Here is a 14,420-nt window from a genome sequence, read left to right on the forward strand (position 1 = left end):
TCCACGCCATCCGATCGACCCGCGGAAACGTGCGAATAATGGACAGGGAAAAACTGATCGAAATTGCCGGTGGCTGCTATGGAGTGCCGGAGCGCGAATACGAAAAGCTGCTGGGTCCGCTCCGCGCCAGGTAGATCAGCCCACTCGCTTAACCGCTTCCGAAAAGGGCAGCACGAGCAGGATATCGCCTGTTTCGTTTCTGATCTCGACGCTTCTTGACGCAATGTCATATCCAAGCAGCACGGCACTGCTCATCAACGCGCGAGCATCACGCACCGCTTCAATGCGAGCGGCATCCAGATCAGGAAGCTCTGTTCCTTCCCAGTCTTCGAGCGATCCGGCTTCCGACAGGATATTGAAGTAGAAGCGTGGCATTCGAAATCCTTCAAAGCCCGGCGGGATAAGTCACTTATTTTGCCGTTCCGCAGCGTTCAGATCAACAGCATTGGGCATTCTTTCGTCATCGGTGCCGATGTCCTTACGGCCACTGTGCGCAACCGCACTGATAGTTGGCGGCGAGGAACCAATGGATTAAGTTTTTAGCGCGAGCTTCAACTCAAGACTAATCTGGAGCGGCGACGCGTCGGAGGATGATATGATCGATTTCAATCTCTCGCTCCAGACGAAGGACGTGAACGTGCTTACGGAGGCTGTGCGGACCTGGTACCGGCATAATCACGTCACACCGACGGAAGGAGCAACGCAATTGCTCTGTAGCGCGGCTGTCGATCTTTTTAGCCAGGGGCACAGGACGCCGGAGGAACTCGCTACGCTGCTGATCGCCAGGTTTGACAGCCCTCATTCGCTGAAGATCAACGCGACGACGTCCGCTGCTCATCACTAGCGATATCGGTCCCATCCCTTGGCGAACCGTAGGCGCTCTCGGATTTTGGAGGCATCGAAATGCTTCAGTCCCTCATTACATTGTCCGATCAAGACATCGAAGTCGTCATCACTGCGGTTCGGCAGTGGTGTACAAGGAACCACTGTGAGATCGATAGCAACGAAGGCCGCCGCGCCCTGACCCTTGCCATCGTTCAGAACTCCGCCCGAGACACACTCCTCCAGAACTTGACGGAGCGCCTTGGCCCCCGGTCGGGTCAGATGGACGCGGAGACCTCCGGCCTAGCTAACCTGTAATGAGTGCCTCCATCCAGATGAATATCGGAGCGGACATCATTGAGCCAATGTGTTGCAATCGTCGCGCGGCCGGCGAAGCATCCTGCTCGCGAGATATCTGCGATTCGCTCGGCGGCGTCTTGGCAGCGCCGGTAACGATCATTCCGACCGGAACGCGGCAGGAAGATCAACAGCGACATCAAGCGGCTGGAAATGCCGCAAGTTTTCCGTAATGACAGTGAGGTCATAGGCGCGCGCGGTCGCCGCGATGATGAGATCGCCAAGCCCGGGATGACGGCCTTGGCTCTCGGCTTCATCTTCTAGAGCGCCGACGATGCGCGCGACAACGGTATCCATCGGCAAGATCCGATCGCCGAAACTCTCGGTGATGACGTCCAGCCATGCCGAAAGGCGCTTTGCCCTCTCGACCCCACCGCGACGGTGAAGGCTCCGCATTCCCTTCTCGATCTCCGCGACCGACAAAGCCGACAGAAACAGGCTGTCGGCTTCGCCATGCTCATGAAACCATGCTCGCACCGGATCGGATGGCGGCACCTTGCCCGGCGCGAACTTCGAAATGATATTCGTGTCGAGAAGATAGGCGGTCACAGATCGATATCACGCATTTTCGATGGGTTCCGCTTCAGCTCGACCCCGCCGGGAAACGTCAACAGGAAATCCCCGAAATTCGGCCGTGGCTTCTGCAAAGCCCTTTTCGCGGCCTCGGCCGCTTCAACGGACACAAGCACGGCAGCGGGCTTTCCGTGCCGCGTGATCGTCACGAATTCTCCCTTTGCCGCTTCATCCACCAGACCGGCGAAACCGGCCTTTGCCTCTGCGACGCTGATTGTCGACATTGTGGCCTCACGTCTTAAATGACCATATATGGTCAAAATAGACAGTGACGCCGACGGAATCAAGAGGGGAATTTTCCAAAGGGCGTAGCGGCCAGACGCCGGCGGTCGAGGCTATTGGCTCGGAGCCCCGGCGCTCAACAGCGCCCGCACCAATGCCGCCTGGCTGCGGACGCCGGTTTTGTCGAAGATGCGCTGTAGCTGAGTGCGCAACGTGTTGACACTGACCCCGAGCCGATCGGCGGCGGCGGCGAGGTCATGGCCATCGACGATCAGGCGCGCAAGCCGGGTCTGCGCCGGCGAGAGGCCGAAGACCTCCCGCGCACTTGCGATCCGGCGCACCAGCGTCTCGGCGTCGTCGAAGGAGATGAGCGTCTTGCCATCCTCAAGCAGAACCCAGCAGTGGAGCGGAATCCCCGCCGCGTCCTCGCCGAGCGCCACCGACCAGGCCTGCTTCGGCGCGATGTTCAGCGGTCTCTGGCTCTGCAGTTCGTGGAATGCCACCCGCACCGCCTCGCGCAGTGCAGGGTCGCGTTCGCGCCGCCTTGCGCGTATGCGGCCGGCAGCGGTGATGAGCCCGGGATGGCCAGGCATCCGCTCCCGCGCCAGCCGGTTCGTCCAAAGAATCCGCGCATCCGCATCGACCTCGATCAGCGGGCAGTTCGCCTCCTCGACGCTGCTCTCCATCATCACCATGCAGCCGATTTTCCAGGCGCCGTCGATCCGGTGGAGGATCCGGAGCTGGCGCTTGCGATCCTCGCCGGTGTCGCTGCCGATCTGATCGAAGGTCATCCAGGCCATGTTGCCGTCGACGACGATGTTGACCTTTTCCCAGCGGACGCGCTCCGAAAAGGCGTGTTTCTCCGGGAATCGCTCGACGATCTTCTTGATCCGCGCGGCGATCGGGTCCCAGCCTTCGTCCACCCGGACGCCGAGTGAGGCGAAATATTCCATCCGCCGGGTCTGCGGCGACTGTACCCAGTGGCTTGCCAGCGCCTCGAAGTCCCGCTGCAGCCATGCCTCGGTTTCGGCGCGGATCACTGCCATGATCGCCGCCCGATCAGCCTCGCCGCCATCCATCTCGCGGTCCCCCGTGACAACGGATCGCAGCATAGCATGATCGCTCTGTCGGAGCATGACGGCACCTCATGCCTGGATGACGACAGCCAGAAGCAGCGTTGCGCCGGCGGTGGTTGCGATCAGCCCGAGGAGCTGAAGCCTCAGGCGCGGCAGGGTGATCTGATTTCGGTAGTATCGGTCCTCGGCCGAGGCACCCATCGGCGTCCGGCGGCGGCGGTTTGGCATGTGCGCGGCGACGAGACTCTGAAGGTCCATGGTGTTGCCTCCCGGTTCGGGCTTCATCTGCCGCATCCTCGCACGCATCCGAGCCCTGCTCTGTCATGCAGGCGGAGGACATCGGGCTCGGCTCCCGGCGGGCGAACAAAGAATCATCTCAACCGGAACGAGTCCCGCGGTGATTCGTTGAGTCGCGTATTTCCAGCGTGAGGGGGATGCATCATGAGCAGGCGACGAAGCTTCAAGCCGGTGAAGATCACCATCAATGGCAAGGTGAGGACGGTCTACAATGTCGTTCAGGCCGGCAATACCTTGCTGAATGATTGGCCCGAGCAGACGCCGGCGGCCAAGGTGGCCGAGCGGCTTGTGCTTGATGTGTTCAACGATGCCGCCGAGCCGGAGCAGGTGCGGCGGGCATTCATTACCGCGGCGAAGGCGAGCGACATCAAGTTCAGTTCCTGATCCGTGGCATCTGGCAAGGCCCTGGCTCACTTCCATGACACATGCTCCTGGTTTCGCAGATCCCAGGTTTTGAACTGCGTCTCCATCCAGGCGGCCGAGACGATCGCCGCGAGGAAGCCGAAGGTGAGGCAGGCGATGGCCTGGACCCGCCACGAGACGAAGGTGACCGGCGCCGGGGTGGTAGGCTTTTCAGCGCATTCGCCGGGCGGGCAGGCGCAGCCGGAAAAAGCCTTGATCAGGCAATCGCTCATGCTGCACCGCCTTTCACCGTGTCGATGGCGTCGAGGATCTTCCGGTGAAGCGCGCAGCCGTGATCTTTGCTGCCGTCGAAAAAGCGTTCGGCCTCCACCAGCGCCGTCAGGAGACCGGGCGCCCCGGCCGTGAAGCGGGCCTTGGCGCGGGTCTTTTCGTTTGCTCCGGCCTGTCGGGCGGCAGGAAGGGAAGAGCTCTCGGTTGAATCAGCTGTAAGGTTGGCGGCAGGCATCTCCGTTCCCCTCAGGCGTAGAATTGATCGTTGTTGGCGATGCCCATGATCTCGCGGGCATAGCGGTAATGCTCCTCGACGGAGGCTGCCGCACCCCGCAGCCAGGATGGGCCGCGGATTAAATGTTCGGGACGGCGGAGGAACGCAAAGCCGAGCGCGCCCATACGCTGGGCCTCGATCGCCATATAGGCGCGGCAGTCGCCGATCGTCTGTGCGCCATTCCAGCGGGCATCCCGCCTGCTTTCCTCGGTCTCGATATTGCGGATGTGCTGCATTGCCTGTCCTCTCGCCCATTTGATCGGCTTGAGGCGAAAGGTATATATAATACCCTATCACGTCAATGATGAGAGGTATAAAAAATACCTCATTGATTGACGAGGTACGAATCGTAGGTTTATGTCTGGGGCCAGTGATTGGGCGACCGGGTGCAACTCCCGAGCTGACGAAGCCCAGCGGCGCGGGAAGCGAAAGTCCTTAAGTGCGCTGTCAGAAAATCAGGACGAGGGCGAAGCGAATGGCCCCTCTGGCACGTGTCCCATCCCGGCTCCGGCCTTCAGGACTTGGCCAATGCTCTCCCGGCTTCATGGGCTTTGCTCATGGGGTAGGGGGAAGCTTTGGCCGGAACCCTCCCTCACCAGCCTTCAGGAACCTTCTCTTCCTAAGCCTAAGAGATAGGATAGAGAACTGAAGCTGGAGTATGAAGCTAAGAGAAAAAAGGAGGTCGGCTATGCGCAACGAAATCGAAATCACCGACGAGGTGATCGAGGCGGGGCTGGGATCACCGAATTTACGATCCATGGGAGGAGAAGCTGCCGAAGGAGATGTTCCCCGCTGCCATCCGTTCCATCCTGGTGGCGGTGACGAGTGGTGCGCGAAGGGCATCCGGAGCTTCCGCAATTTGTGGTTTCAGAGGATGAATCGTCCCGATATCCCTCATGATCCCGGCTGGGGATCGGCGAGCTTCGGAGCGAAATCCTACAGGCCGTACATCTCGCGCGCAGCACTGTAGGCCAGGAGAAACACCGCGATCGTGACGATATAGAACCAGATTCTGCCGGCGCCTGAGGAGGGGCGGATCATACTGTTTTCCCTGTTGAAATATGATTGATTCGCGGCATTAATTCCGAGCCCCTACATCTCGATGATCGACCGGCGGACGCGGCCGACGATGGTGACGACGCCCTGGAATTCCGGCGGCGGCACGTCTTCGTAGGAAGCGGGCTGGAAGGGCGGGTCGTCATTCGGGCGATAGCGCTTGTAGGTTGCGGCACCCGTCTCGTCGGCGACGACATAGAGCGCGTTCGGCGCCAGGCGCTTGTCGCGCAGATTGACGAAAATGATCGAGCCGGGCGGCGAGATCTTGTTCATCGAATTGCCTTCGACCTCGAGAGCGATCCATTCGCCATCGGGCAGATCGAGGGCGGCGACCGTCGGGAATTCCGAAAAATCGGTGATCGGCGCCTGCTCGCTCAGCTGGCCGGCGCTGACCCAGGAGATTTTGGGGACATCGGCGACGGAGGCGGGCAGCTCATCCGGATCGAGCGCGTTGCCGGCGCCGAACTGCAGCCAGTTGAGATTGACCTTGAAAGCGCGGGCATACTTCTTCGCGTCGGCAATGCCGAAGCCGTTGCGGCCGGATTCATGCGCCTTGTAGACATTGGCATTCCAGCCGAACCGATCGACGATCGCCTTCGGGCCGGCAAAACCGGCATTCTTCCGGGCTATGACCAGCCGCTTTGCGCGTTCTTCGCGCTCAAATTGTTCCTGATCTTTCAACATGATATAAAAAATACCCTAAAAAAGGGTATATGTCATGCCCTAATGCGCTTGACATTACGGGTATTAATTGTACCCTAATCGCCATGACAAATACCGACATCATCAACAACGGTCCAGCCTTTCGGACTGGAGGAGACGGCACCATGAGGTTCACCATTTCCTCGGAAGAGCGGCTTGCCATGGACGTCATGCCGACCGGCGTCGTCATTCGCCGGCCGCAAGGGCTAAGGGGAGGGCGCATGTCGGTGATATCAGTTCGCAACGAGGACATCCCCTTCCTCGCCAAGGCCCTGCAGCAGGTGCTGAACGCCAACCGGGAGGTGGAGTCGATATGACCATCACCCTGACCGCGGCGCAGATCCAGCCACCGAACGGCCGCTACACCGGCTGCCCGATCTGCGCAAAGGCGCTGTCGATCGCCGAAGTGATCGAGCGCCACTGCGAGAATTGCGATCGGCCGACGCGCCCGGAAGAGATGCGGGAAACGATGATCCCGCCCGGCGCGCTGCCGATCCCCAACCCCGATAGCCCAGCCCCTCCCTGAGGCTATCGGCCGCTGGCGTCGTCGCCCTCCCTCTGCGACGCCAGCCCACCGGGCGCGACTGTGTCGTGCCCACAGGCGCGACGATGTCGTGTCCGACCCAGGCGGCGGCCTGGCAGACGACCGGAGCCTTTGCTCCCAGGGCCGGCTCCGGTCGTCATCCATGAATTTGAACATGAAGCATATGGCGAGCCACCCGCTTCGGCGGGAACGGCGAGCCGCGTTCGAAATCGGAAAGAAGGATCAAGCGATGAGCATCCAGGCCGAGGCCGCGCCAGCGCAGCAAAACACGCACATGAATGCGCTCGAGCTCTTCCGCACCGGCCGGGACTATATCGAAATCGCTGCCATCCTCGGGAGGTCGGTGCCGTCGGTGGAAACCGAGATCCACACGCTTCGAAGCGCCGAGAAGGGCGACACCGCGCAGCAGGACCATGACGGCTCAAAGATCCGGCGATTTCCCCGCCGCTCCGCGAGGCCCGGCGCCCCGGTCAATTTTGCCCGGCGGGCGACGGAGGCTGCGGGTTTGAGGCCAACCATTCATGCGGCCGTGGCGGCCTCAACCGGGAAGGGGACATCGCATGGCTAAGGACACGGTGAGTGAGGAGATCATGGAAATCCTCCGGCCGGTGCTCGGCGAGGAGCTGGCGGCAGCGATCATCGAGCATCGCAAGCGCACGCTGAGGAAGCCGCTGACGGCCTATGCAGCACGAATGCAGGCCAGAGAATATCTGATGACCGGCGATCCGGTCGGCGCCGCCGAGATGCAGATCTTCCGCGGCTGGCAGGCGATCAAATGCGACTGGTACCTCAAGGAGAAGGCGAGGGAAGCCGGGTCGATCAACAGCAGCACGAGAAGGACAGCAGTGGATGCCGCACGAGATTTCCCCTCTGGTGAAGATCATTTCGGGGATGCTTTCTGGCTTCCCGGCATCCGCAGGCACTGATCCCGACATGCAGATCCGCGCCTATCTCGTCGCCGTCGAGGGCCTGCCGGCAGAGGCGGTCTGGCGGGCTGCCAAACGCTTCATCTCCGGCCAGGTGAGGGATCATAACCGCGCCTTTGCGCCGAGCTCGGCGAGCTTTGCCGAGGAGTGCCGCCAGCAGCAGGCGGCGATCGAGGCCGAGCGCCGGCCTCGCCTGGAAGCCGAGCCCGAGGTGCCGCGGCCGAAAGTGCCGGCCTACAAGATGCAACTGCTGCGCGATGCGGCCAATGGCAGCCGCAACGCCAAGCGGGAGCTCGCCCGCATGTTTCCCGACAACCCGATCATCGCCCGCGCCGCGCGCGATGCACAGGAGGCAGCCAAGTGACCATCACCTTTTGGACGGAAGACAAGATCGTCAAGGCGGAAAAGCTCTGGAAGGAAGGGCTGTCGGCGAGAGAGATCGCCAACCTGTTCGGCTCGAAGAAGAACACCGTCATCAACATGGCGCATCGCAACCGCGACAGGTTTCCCTCGAGGCAGGACACCTGGCATCCGCAGCCGAAGGCGGCCCCGCCTGTCCAGCCGATCCGCCACCCCGACCGCGTCACGCGGGTGACCCTGTCGGGCGCGCATGTGACGATGCCGCGCGTGCCGAGCATCGATGGGCCTGCGGAGCCATGAGCCAGGTCACCCCACGCGAAACCGAAGTGATCCGCTGGATGGCGGCGGGCAAGACGGCCGCCGAGATCGGCACCATTCTCGGCATCTCGCCGATCACCGTGAATACGCACATCGCCAACGCCAAGATGAAGCTCGGCGTCTTCAAGGAGACGGCGCTGGTCGCCGCGGCACTCAGAAACGGCATCATTCGATAGAAGGACCATCAGCATGGGCGGCAAAGCCACCAAGGTGAAGACAGCACGGGTTAACAAGGGCGCCGGCCGGCCGCGCAAGGAAAATGTCGAGCGTTTTCCCTGCGGCAAGATCAAGCCCTTCGAAACCGAAAAGGACAATATCAGCGTCGCGATATCAGCCCGCCGCCGCATCCACGGCTTCGGCCGGACGGTTGATGACGAGACGGTCAGGAGCCCCTTTGCCGGCTATACCCTCGGCCGCATGTTCCTGGACGGCCTGATCACCGCCGAACAGCGCCAGGCCGGCGACGACTATGCCGAGGCGATCGCCCGCTACCACAAGACCACAGGCATCCCGGCCCCGAGCCCGAGGGCGCAATCGCTGTTCACAGTCAAAGGCCATGAAGGCGAACAGACTGAAACCTTCGCCGACCGCGCCCGCAAAGCCAGCAACCGCATGATGGCGCTGCAGGGCATCCTGCTGCGCTGCCCTGATGGCCCGCAGGTGCGCAGCATGGTCTATAACGTCACGGTGATGGACTATGACCACCTGCGCCAGATGCCGCCGCAGCAGTTGCTGTGGCTGCGGCGGGGGTTGACGGCGTTGCGAGGGGCGAGGGGTGGGTGATGAAATGGAGGCCGATTGCCGCTATCGAATGCTGTCTCGGTTCCTATATGCTTACTCGAAAGCATCGGAGGATTTTGAATGGCTACGGTTGAAACTCGGATAAAAGAGAGAATTGCGGGACGTCCGGGATTGACCGAATCCGAGTTGGCTGTGGCCATTTTTTGAATGAAAGGATATCAGCAGCGCGTAAGTGCCACCGATGAGGCTGATGGACCGAAGCGGCCGTGCCATCGCTATCGATTTGCTGCGGCTTGCAATACCCTGAGAAGGGTTTGGACTTAGTTCACACACACGGTGTTTGCCACAAAAGAAAAAAAGTCGTCAGCCTCCGGCTCGAATGTGGGGCCAGCCATGTCGAGACAATAGACCCCCTCGCCGAGAGAGGGGCAAAGGCAGTACCTCCAAGAGGCACCGCTGTCCGCAATAGCGACCGCATCGGCGGGGATAGGATGCCCTTCGGGACGTGGGCCTGACAGTGCACGGTAGGAGGCAGACTGGTAAAGCTGAAAGGAGGGATGCGGTTCGACGGAGGACGCGGGCTCGGGCTCGGGCTCGTAGATATAGAAATCTCGCGTAGTTGAGCCCACCCCAACCGCACGAATGAACTCAAGGTATTGTTTGGAAATGCTGGGGTAGCGCGTTGCAATCCTCACAGCGACTATTTCAGACACCGGCTGCAGCGACGATAATTCATTTGCGCGATCCAAGTCGAGCAACTGCGCGATTCCACTCATCATAGGGTTTTCAACCTCTTCCCCTCTCTTGCCGCACTTTGCAGCCTCGGCTTGTCTACAACGATAGCCGACATGATCGCAATTGGCGCATAGTCGCCATAGCGCTCCACGGCTGGTGGCGTTTGATGCAGAATATCGGAATTATTCCGCTCAGGTGTGAGCGGCACACCGCTTACGCTTTATATGCGGTTAATGGGGTGCCTTCGTCGTCTGCCCAATGGAGCGCTATGGCAACTATCCACCGATAGCGACTTTGGTCGACGTCTGACGGACCCTTTCCGTTGCCGCTCCATGAGAGTATTTTGCTCCCAAACTGTCTCAACTTGGCGCTGGAGAGTGCAGTGTTTGTGGACGGCCGTCGCAGGTTTCTGCTTTTTTTGGCCGTCGCATCGTGTCAACTGACGGTCGCGCCGCAATTGGGTGCGGCAGAGGACACCGTGACGATCGACAGCGGAATGCTGAAGGGTGAGAGGTCGGGCACGGTCGTCAGCTTCAAGGGCATACCCTATGCGGCACCGCCGGTGGGTGATCTGAGATGGCGCAATCCGAGACCAATGGAGACATGGAGCGGGATCAAGGATGCCCGCAATTTCGGTCCGTCCTGCATGCAGACCGATGACCTGCCGAAGTCAGAAGATTGTTTGACCCTCAATGTCTGGACACCCGCCAAGCGTCCCCGGACCCCACTGCCGGTGATGGTTTGGATTTATGGCGGCGCTCTTGCCCAGGGAAACACCCTTCAATATCCGGGCGACCAGCTGGCCGCCCGGAGAGTTGTGTTCGTCAGCATGAACTACCGTGTAGGCCGATTAGGCTACTTTGCCCATCCGGCGCTGATGAAGGAATCCCCTGATGAGCCCGTCGGCAATTATGGTTACATGGACCAGCTTGCAGCCTTGAAATGGGTCCAGCAAAATATCGAAGCCTTCGGCGGCGATCCGAAGAAAGTGACGATATTCGGAGAGTCGGCCGGTGGCGGCTCGGTGATGGCGCACATGATATCGCCACTGTCACGGGGGCTTTTCCGCGGCGCCATTCTACAGTCGCCTGGCCTGCCTACCGCGCGTGCTGAGAGTACGCCTTTATCACCTTTGACAGCGGCAGAGAAAACCGCGTTGGACTATGCGGCTTCTCTCGGAATCAATGGAAGCGATGCCGACGCTCTCACCGCCCTTCGGGCGCTGCCTGCGGAAAAGCTGACCGAAGGCGCATCGGCACACGACGTGCTGGCGGGAATGTCGACCGGCGAGCCCGTCATCGGCGTCGCAGGCCCGATGATCGACGGGCGGTTTTTGCTCGAAACGCCGGAAGCGGCTTTTGCGGCAGGTCGGCAGGCGCCGGTTCCTGTCATCGTCGGGGCAAATAATCGAGATCTCGGTCTTGGTCAGGCCGCGACGAAAGATGATCTCTTCGCGCTCTTCGGGAAGCACGCAGCCGAAGCCCGCAGCCTCTACGATCCCACCGGCCAACAGACGCTCGATGAGCTGAAGCAGCAGGTTCTGGCCGATAAAACGCTTGTCGAACCATCCCGCCACCTCGCTGACGAGATGATCCGCGCTGGTCAGCCGACGTGGTGGTATCGTTTCTCCTATGTCGCCGAGGCCCTCCGCAACGATCCGGCATGGAAAGGCGCTCTGCACGGCTTCGAAATTCCGTATACGCTCAACATTCCAGACGCACTGGTGAAAGACAAGGTGACACCTGCCGACTGGGCCATGGCCACATTGGCGAGTGCCTACTGGGTCCAATTTGCAACGAGCGGTGACCCCAATGGCGGCTCACGGCCAAAATGGCCTCACCACGACCCCTTCGTCCACAGGGTCATCGACTTCACCAATCACGGCGTGACGTTCGGAGCAGATCCGCTGAAGCCAAGGCTCGACCTCTGGCAAAGGTATTGGGAGGAAAAGAGGTGACAGGTCGGTGCCGCCCGAATTCTGGCACCGTTGTCGCGCCATTCAGCGGGGGGTGCGAAGCCGTCTGGAAGGCTTCACGAGGCTGAGAATTTCACCAGGACGCCGCGCTGGCGAAAGTAGGCCTCCATCCGCTTCCTGCCAGAACGGTTATTCTGCACGAGCCTGGCCGGGTCGAATACGGCCTCATTTAAACCTGCCCGCGTCAACGCTGCCTTGAGCGTCGCGATATGCACGTCGATGTCGGCGTTGTCCGCCTGGAGCGACTCATAAATGCGGTTTGTTGCATCTGCTACGGTCGGTTCGCTCACGATTACACTCCTGTTGTCGTCTGGCTGGCCTGACCGTATTGGGGTGAAACCTGTTCACGTCAATGGGTGACAATGGATTGGAACATTTCTCCGCTGTCGAAGGTGAACCACCAGAAGCGTTCCCAGCTAGAGTGTCTTCTCACCGAAGGCCATGATAAGCGGCGCCTATGGGAATCAAGAATTATCTGATCGAAGGCGGTTCCGGCACCGGGAAAACGTCCATCGCTACCGAACTGGAGCGGCGGGGCTACCATGTCGTCCATGGTGACAGGGTCTTGGCCTATGTCGGCGACCCCGAGACGGGCCAGGCACTCGCAGCACCACCCGCAGGCGCGGACCGCATCGTTTGGGGATACGCCCACTGGATCTGGCCTGTCGACAAGGTCCGCGCTATTGCTGCCGACACCACCCATCCTGCCACCTTCTTCTGTGGCGGCTCGCGCAATTTCCACAAATTCCTGGACCTTTTCGACAAGGTTTTCGTGCTCGATACAGACGTTGAGACCTTGAACCGACGGTTGGATGGGCGGCCAAATGAGCCGGGCTTCGAGCCGGCCGAGCGGGCGCTGGTGCTCCGCTACCATCATACCCGGGAATATCTTCCCATCGGCATCAATATCGACACGGCGGGTACTGTCCCAAGTGTCGTCGACGATATCCTCGCTCAACTCACCTGATGCCCTGAAGTGTTGAGAATGGGAGGAAAAGCAGTGACGGGGTCGGTGCCCGTCGCTTAGCCCCATGTCAGGGTTCCCAAAGAGACGATCACGTGTCCAGATTCGGTCAGAGCGCAACACCATTGTTGATTGCCCAAGTACTGAAATGCTCTTTGGCGGCAGGTCTGCGCCCTATCGCCTCTCGTAGCCGCCGAATTGCTTCGTCTTTATCCCCTACCAGCCAAGCTGCGCTGACTGACAGCAGAGACGGGCGGTTCCGGAGGGCGGCAGCGAGATGCTGCATGTCACGATGAGAGTCTAGCCACGGGATGTCGTGCCGCGAGAGTAAGCTCAAACATCCAGAATGCGACTCAAAGCCGTCAATGACAGCCGCCGAAATAGGGCGTATGCTTGCTTATCGCTGGCTAGGACCCTGCAAGCGTCAGCGACTGGGAGCGCAAGACTCCCGCCTTCGGGCGCGCCGACAAGCCGACAAGATGTCACCCTTTGCCGGAATCTCTTTTGCTCGAATCCGGTCCAGACCCCTTTTTGTAGTTCGGAGCAGCGTACTGATGCCGATCATCCAAACCTGTCGCCGATTCCTGGCCGGCGCTGCAACGGTGGGCGCTGCTGGTATCGTCGGTCTTCCGGAGTCACTCCAGGCGGAACCGCTGGAAACGACCTCGGTTCGTCTACCGACTGGCGCTTCCTCGGCGAGTTTGAAGCGTGAGTTGAACACCTAATCCCATTCTCTCCAGGGGAGACGTGGCATGCAAGTCATCCAGAACCGCCGCCGCTTCTTGGCCGGCCTTTCGGCAGGTGTCGCCGCAGGTTTTCTTGGCGCTCCGCAATCGCTCCATGCGGAGCCGCCGCTGGAGACCACGCGCATTCGCTTGGCGAAGATCCCGAGCATTTGCGTAGCACCCCAGTATGTTGCAGAGGAACTTCTGCGTGCTGAGGGCTTCACCGAGATTGCCTATGTCGTCACAGGCGCCGGTGCGGCCCAGGCCTCCGCGGTGGCGAATGGCGAGATCGATTTTACCCTCAACTACGTGACTAATTTGATCGTTGCCCTGGACTCCGGCGCGCGGATCACTCTGCTCGGCGGCGTACATCCCGGCTGCTTCGAGCTGTTTGCCAAGCGTGGGATCGACAGCGTCGTCGATTTGAAAGGCAGGAACGTCGGCGTCCAGGGGCTCGGTACGGGCCCGCATCTGTTCCTCGCCAGCATCGCGGCCTATGTCGGGCTCGATCCGGCGCACGACATCAACTGGGTGGTGAACCCGGCGGTCAAGCCCAAGGAACTGTTCGCCCGCGGCGACGTCGATGCGTTCCTCGGCTTTCCGCCGGACCCGCAGGAATTGCGGCGCAGCAAGGTCGGGAACGTGATCATCAACAGCACCGCGGACCGGCCCTGGTCGCAATATTTCTGCTGCATGCTGTCCGCCAACAGCGATTTTGTGGCGGCGCATCCAGTTGCTACCAAGCGTGTGCTGCGCGCCATCCTCAAGGCTGCGGATCTATGCACCGCAGCGCCGGCCCAGGTTGCCGAGCGCCTGGTGGCGGGCGGGTTCGCCAGCCACTACGATGATGCGTTCGCAGCGATCAGCGAGCTGCCTTACCGGAAATGGCGGGACTACGATTCCGCTGACACCGTCCGCTTCTATGCGCTGCGGCTGAAAGAAGTCGGTTTGATCAGCGCCTCGCCCGACAGGGTTATCGCGGAAAGTACGGACTGGCGCTTCCTGAACGAAATCAAGCGCGAACTGAAGAACTGAGCTTGGTAGCGGCGGCCGGACTTACGCCCGGCTGGCCCATCCAGCCCGACGCCGAGCGATAGGGAGCGGAAAGGAACTTGGGTAA

24 protein-coding genes and 2 pseudogenes are annotated in these 14,420 nt (G+C 60.8%); 16 read left to right on the forward strand and 10 right to left on the reverse strand.

What is annotated here, in order from left to right; all coding sequences use genetic code 11:
• Positions 1–134, forward strand: a pseudogene (locus tag HFO71_RS35785) (Crp/Fnr family transcriptional regulator); the annotation flags it as partial.
• Position 135: 1 nt separating this feature from the next.
• On the opposite strand, the gene HFO71_RS10380 reads toward HFO71_RS35785, so the two are convergent.
• On the reverse strand, positions 136–375 hold the full coding sequence (locus tag HFO71_RS10380; RefSeq protein ID WP_131666974.1) for a DUF6894 family protein: 240 nt from the start codon (positions 373–375) through the stop codon (positions 136–138).
• 220 nt (positions 376–595) lie between these two features.
• On the opposite strand from HFO71_RS10380, the gene HFO71_RS10385 reads away from it, so the two are divergent.
• Positions 596–844, forward strand: coding sequence for a hypothetical protein (locus tag HFO71_RS10385; protein WP_077975707.1), 249 nt, complete (start codon positions 596–598; stop codon positions 842–844).
• A 59-nt stretch (positions 845–903) separates the two neighbouring features.
• Complete coding sequence (locus tag HFO71_RS35790; RefSeq protein ID WP_245006910.1) at positions 904–1,140, forward strand: hypothetical protein; 237 nt, start codon at positions 904–906, stop codon at positions 1,138–1,140.
• A gap of 138 nt (positions 1,141–1,278) precedes the next feature.
• On the opposite strand, the gene HFO71_RS10390 is transcribed toward HFO71_RS35790, so the two are convergent.
• From HFO71_RS10390 to HFO71_RS10405, 4 genes are all read right to left on the reverse strand, one after another.
• The gene (locus HFO71_RS10390) at positions 1,279–1,728 is read right to left on the reverse strand and encodes a type II toxin-antitoxin system VapC family toxin (protein WP_168285237.1); all 450 of its coding nucleotides are present in this window, start codon (positions 1,726–1,728) and stop codon (positions 1,279–1,281) included.
• A complete protein-coding gene (locus HFO71_RS10395) occupies positions 1,725–1,976 on the reverse strand; it encodes a type II toxin-antitoxin system Phd/YefM family antitoxin (protein WP_168336883.1) in 252 nt (83 codons plus the stop codon). The genes HFO71_RS10390 and HFO71_RS10395 overlap by 4 nt, the downstream gene beginning before the upstream one ends.
• A 111-nt stretch (positions 1,977–2,087) precedes the next feature.
• Positions 2,088–3,110 carry a LuxR family transcriptional regulator gene (locus HFO71_RS10400; protein WP_168285235.1) on the reverse strand — a complete coding sequence of 341 codons (1,023 nt, stop codon included), beginning with the start codon at positions 3,108–3,110 and terminating at the stop codon, positions 2,088–2,090.
• 9 nt (positions 3,111–3,119) lie between these two features.
• Positions 3,120–3,308: a hypothetical protein gene (locus HFO71_RS10405; RefSeq protein WP_132614466.1), complete on the reverse strand. Its 189-nt coding sequence runs from the start codon at positions 3,306–3,308 to the stop codon at positions 3,120–3,122.
• A gap of 183 nt (positions 3,309–3,491) precedes the next feature.
• On the opposite strand from HFO71_RS10405, the gene HFO71_RS10410 reads away from it, so the two are divergent.
• Positions 3,492–3,731: a DUF982 domain-containing protein gene (locus HFO71_RS10410; RefSeq protein ID WP_077975709.1), complete on the forward strand. Its 240-nt coding sequence runs from the start codon at positions 3,492–3,494 to the stop codon at positions 3,729–3,731.
• A 26-nt stretch (positions 3,732–3,757) separates the two neighbouring features.
• Here HFO71_RS10410 and HFO71_RS10415 read toward each other — a convergent pair whose 3' ends face one another.
• From HFO71_RS10415 to HFO71_RS10425, 3 genes are read right to left on the reverse strand one after another with little or no spacing between them, the layout of a single operon-like run.
• Positions 3,758–3,982, reverse strand: a complete 225-nt coding sequence (locus HFO71_RS10415; RefSeq protein WP_025393563.1) for a hypothetical protein — start codon at positions 3,980–3,982, stop codon at positions 3,758–3,760.
• Complete coding sequence (locus HFO71_RS10420) at positions 3,979–4,215, reverse strand: hypothetical protein (protein WP_168336882.1); 237 nt, start codon at positions 4,213–4,215, stop codon at positions 3,979–3,981. Before HFO71_RS10420 ends, HFO71_RS10415 begins: the two co-directional genes overlap by 4 nt.
• A gap of 11 nt (positions 4,216–4,226) precedes the next feature.
• Positions 4,227–4,490, reverse strand: coding sequence for a hypothetical protein (locus tag HFO71_RS10425; RefSeq protein WP_017963219.1), 264 nt, complete (start codon positions 4,488–4,490; stop codon positions 4,227–4,229).
• A gap of 452 nt (positions 4,491–4,942) precedes the next feature.
• Here HFO71_RS10425 and HFO71_RS10430 point away from each other — a divergent pair, with 452 nt between their 5' ends.
• Positions 4,943–5,224, forward strand: coding sequence for a hypothetical protein (locus tag HFO71_RS10430; RefSeq protein ID WP_245006911.1), 282 nt, complete (start codon positions 4,943–4,945; stop codon positions 5,222–5,224).
• Positions 5,225–5,346: 122 nt separating this feature from the next.
• Here HFO71_RS10430 and HFO71_RS10435 read toward each other — a convergent pair whose 3' ends face one another.
• Entirely contained in the window at positions 5,347–5,994 is a 648-nt protein-coding gene (locus HFO71_RS10435) for a S24 family peptidase (RefSeq protein WP_221988042.1), read from the reverse strand.
• A 143-nt stretch (positions 5,995–6,137) separates the two neighbouring features.
• Here HFO71_RS10435 and HFO71_RS10440 point away from each other — a divergent pair, with 143 nt between their 5' ends.
• From HFO71_RS10440 to HFO71_RS10480, 9 genes and pseudogenes are all read left to right on the forward strand, one after another.
• Entirely contained in the window at positions 6,138–6,329 is a 192-nt protein-coding gene (locus HFO71_RS10440; protein ID WP_168336881.1) for a hypothetical protein, read from the forward strand.
• Positions 6,326–6,538 carry a hypothetical protein gene (locus HFO71_RS10445; RefSeq protein ID WP_168287972.1) on the forward strand — a complete coding sequence of 71 codons (213 nt, stop codon included), beginning with the start codon at positions 6,326–6,328 and terminating at the stop codon, positions 6,536–6,538. Before HFO71_RS10440 ends, HFO71_RS10445 begins: the two co-directional genes overlap by 4 nt.
• Positions 6,539–6,785: 247 nt before the next feature.
• Positions 6,786–7,065: pseudogene (locus HFO71_RS10450) on the forward strand (sigma-70 family RNA polymerase sigma factor).
• A gap of 51 nt (positions 7,066–7,116) precedes the next feature.
• On the forward strand, positions 7,117–7,482 hold the full coding sequence (locus tag HFO71_RS10455) for a hypothetical protein (protein WP_077975713.1): 366 nt from the start codon (positions 7,117–7,119) through the stop codon (positions 7,480–7,482).
• On the forward strand, positions 7,448–7,846 hold the full coding sequence (locus HFO71_RS10460) for a hypothetical protein (RefSeq protein WP_025393569.1): 399 nt from the start codon (positions 7,448–7,450) through the stop codon (positions 7,844–7,846). The genes HFO71_RS10455 and HFO71_RS10460 overlap by 35 nt, the downstream gene beginning before the upstream one ends.
• The gene (locus tag HFO71_RS10465; protein ID WP_168335674.1) at positions 7,843–8,142 is read left to right on the forward strand and encodes a GcrA family cell cycle regulator; all 300 of its coding nucleotides are present in this window, start codon (positions 7,843–7,845) and stop codon (positions 8,140–8,142) included. The genes HFO71_RS10460 and HFO71_RS10465 overlap by 4 nt, the downstream gene beginning before the upstream one ends.
• A complete protein-coding gene (locus tag HFO71_RS10470; protein ID WP_077975715.1) occupies positions 8,139–8,336 on the forward strand; it encodes a response regulator transcription factor in 198 nt (65 codons plus the stop codon). The genes HFO71_RS10465 and HFO71_RS10470 overlap by 4 nt, the downstream gene beginning before the upstream one ends.
• A 13-nt stretch (positions 8,337–8,349) precedes the next feature.
• On the forward strand, positions 8,350–8,943 hold the full coding sequence (locus HFO71_RS10475) for a hypothetical protein (protein ID WP_077975716.1): 594 nt from the start codon (positions 8,350–8,352) through the stop codon (positions 8,941–8,943).
• 1,075 nt (positions 8,944–10,018) lie between these two features.
• Positions 10,019–11,593, forward strand: coding sequence for a carboxylesterase family protein (locus tag HFO71_RS10480; protein WP_168335673.1), 1,575 nt, complete (start codon positions 10,019–10,021; stop codon positions 11,591–11,593).
• A gap of 74 nt (positions 11,594–11,667) precedes the next feature.
• On the opposite strand, the gene HFO71_RS10485 is transcribed toward HFO71_RS10480, so the two are convergent.
• The gene (locus tag HFO71_RS10485; RefSeq protein WP_132614480.1) at positions 11,668–11,904 is read right to left on the reverse strand and encodes a hypothetical protein; all 237 of its coding nucleotides are present in this window, start codon (positions 11,902–11,904) and stop codon (positions 11,668–11,670) included.
• 164 nt (positions 11,905–12,068) lie between these two features.
• Here HFO71_RS10485 and HFO71_RS10490 point away from each other — a divergent pair, with 164 nt between their 5' ends.
• Positions 12,069–12,578 carry a DEAD/DEAH box helicase family protein gene (locus HFO71_RS10490; protein ID WP_168335672.1) on the forward strand — a complete coding sequence of 170 codons (510 nt, stop codon included), beginning with the start codon at positions 12,069–12,071 and terminating at the stop codon, positions 12,576–12,578.
• Between the two features lie 749 nt (positions 12,579–13,327).
• Positions 13,328–14,335: an ABC transporter substrate-binding protein gene (locus HFO71_RS10495; protein WP_168335671.1), complete on the forward strand. Its 1,008-nt coding sequence runs from the start codon at positions 13,328–13,330 to the stop codon at positions 14,333–14,335.
• Positions 14,336–14,420: the final 85 nt, after the last annotated feature.

The sequence above is a fragment of the Rhizobium laguerreae genome, from assembly GCF_019778565.1.
Classification (GTDB): Bacteria; Pseudomonadota; Alphaproteobacteria; order Rhizobiales; family Rhizobiaceae; genus Rhizobium; species Rhizobium laguerreae.

What these genes read in the sequence shown, in the direction of transcription:
- HFO71_RS10400 (WP_168285235.1), bottom strand. Translation starts at nt 3,110, where the DNA reads ATGCTCCGACAGAGCGATCATGCTATGCTGCGATCCGTTGTCACGGGG.
- HFO71_RS10490 (WP_168335672.1), top strand. Translation starts at nt 12,069, where the DNA reads ATGGGAATCAAGAATTATCTGATCGAAGGCGGTTCCGGCACCGGGAAA.
- HFO71_RS10430 (WP_245006911.1), top strand. Translation starts at nt 4,943, where the DNA reads ATGCGCAACGAAATCGAAATCACCGACGAGGTGATCGAGGCGGGGCTG.
- HFO71_RS10420 (WP_168336882.1), bottom strand. Translation starts at nt 4,215, where the DNA reads ATGCCTGCCGCCAACCTTACAGCTGATTCAACCGAGAGCTCTTCCCTT.
- HFO71_RS10380 (WP_131666974.1), bottom strand. Translation starts at nt 375, where the DNA reads ATGCCACGCTTCTACTTCAATATCCTGTCGGAAGCCGGATCGCTCGAA.
- HFO71_RS10495 (WP_168335671.1), top strand. Translation starts at nt 13,328, where the DNA reads ATGCAAGTCATCCAGAACCGCCGCCGCTTCTTGGCCGGCCTTTCGGCA.
- HFO71_RS10435 (WP_221988042.1), bottom strand. Translation starts at nt 5,994, where the DNA reads ATGTTGAAAGATCAGGAACAATTTGAGCGCGAAGAACGCGCAAAGCGG.
- HFO71_RS10395 (WP_168336883.1), bottom strand. Translation starts at nt 1,976, where the DNA reads ATGTCGACAATCAGCGTCGCAGAGGCAAAGGCCGGTTTCGCCGGTCTG.
- HFO71_RS10405 (WP_132614466.1), bottom strand. Translation starts at nt 3,308, where the DNA reads ATGGACCTTCAGAGTCTCGTCGCCGCGCACATGCCAAACCGCCGCCGC.
- HFO71_RS10440 (WP_168336881.1), top strand. Translation starts at nt 6,138, where the DNA reads ATGAGGTTCACCATTTCCTCGGAAGAGCGGCTTGCCATGGACGTCATG.
- HFO71_RS35790 (WP_245006910.1), top strand. Translation starts at nt 904, where the DNA reads ATGCTTCAGTCCCTCATTACATTGTCCGATCAAGACATCGAAGTCGTC.
- HFO71_RS10455 (WP_077975713.1), top strand. Translation starts at nt 7,117, where the DNA reads ATGGCTAAGGACACGGTGAGTGAGGAGATCATGGAAATCCTCCGGCCG.
- HFO71_RS10410 (WP_077975709.1), top strand. Translation starts at nt 3,492, where the DNA reads ATGAGCAGGCGACGAAGCTTCAAGCCGGTGAAGATCACCATCAATGGC.
- HFO71_RS10425 (WP_017963219.1), bottom strand. Translation starts at nt 4,490, where the DNA reads ATGCAGCACATCCGCAATATCGAGACCGAGGAAAGCAGGCGGGATGCC.
- HFO71_RS10385 (WP_077975707.1), top strand. Translation starts at nt 596, where the DNA reads ATGATCGATTTCAATCTCTCGCTCCAGACGAAGGACGTGAACGTGCTT.
- HFO71_RS10445 (WP_168287972.1), top strand. Translation starts at nt 6,326, where the DNA reads ATGACCATCACCCTGACCGCGGCGCAGATCCAGCCACCGAACGGCCGC.
- HFO71_RS10460 (WP_025393569.1), top strand. Translation starts at nt 7,448, where the DNA reads ATGCTTTCTGGCTTCCCGGCATCCGCAGGCACTGATCCCGACATGCAG.
- HFO71_RS10470 (WP_077975715.1), top strand. Translation starts at nt 8,139, where the DNA reads ATGAGCCAGGTCACCCCACGCGAAACCGAAGTGATCCGCTGGATGGCG.
- HFO71_RS10475 (WP_077975716.1), top strand. Translation starts at nt 8,350, where the DNA reads ATGGGCGGCAAAGCCACCAAGGTGAAGACAGCACGGGTTAACAAGGGC.
- HFO71_RS10415 (WP_025393563.1), bottom strand. Translation starts at nt 3,982, where the DNA reads ATGAGCGATTGCCTGATCAAGGCTTTTTCCGGCTGCGCCTGCCCGCCC.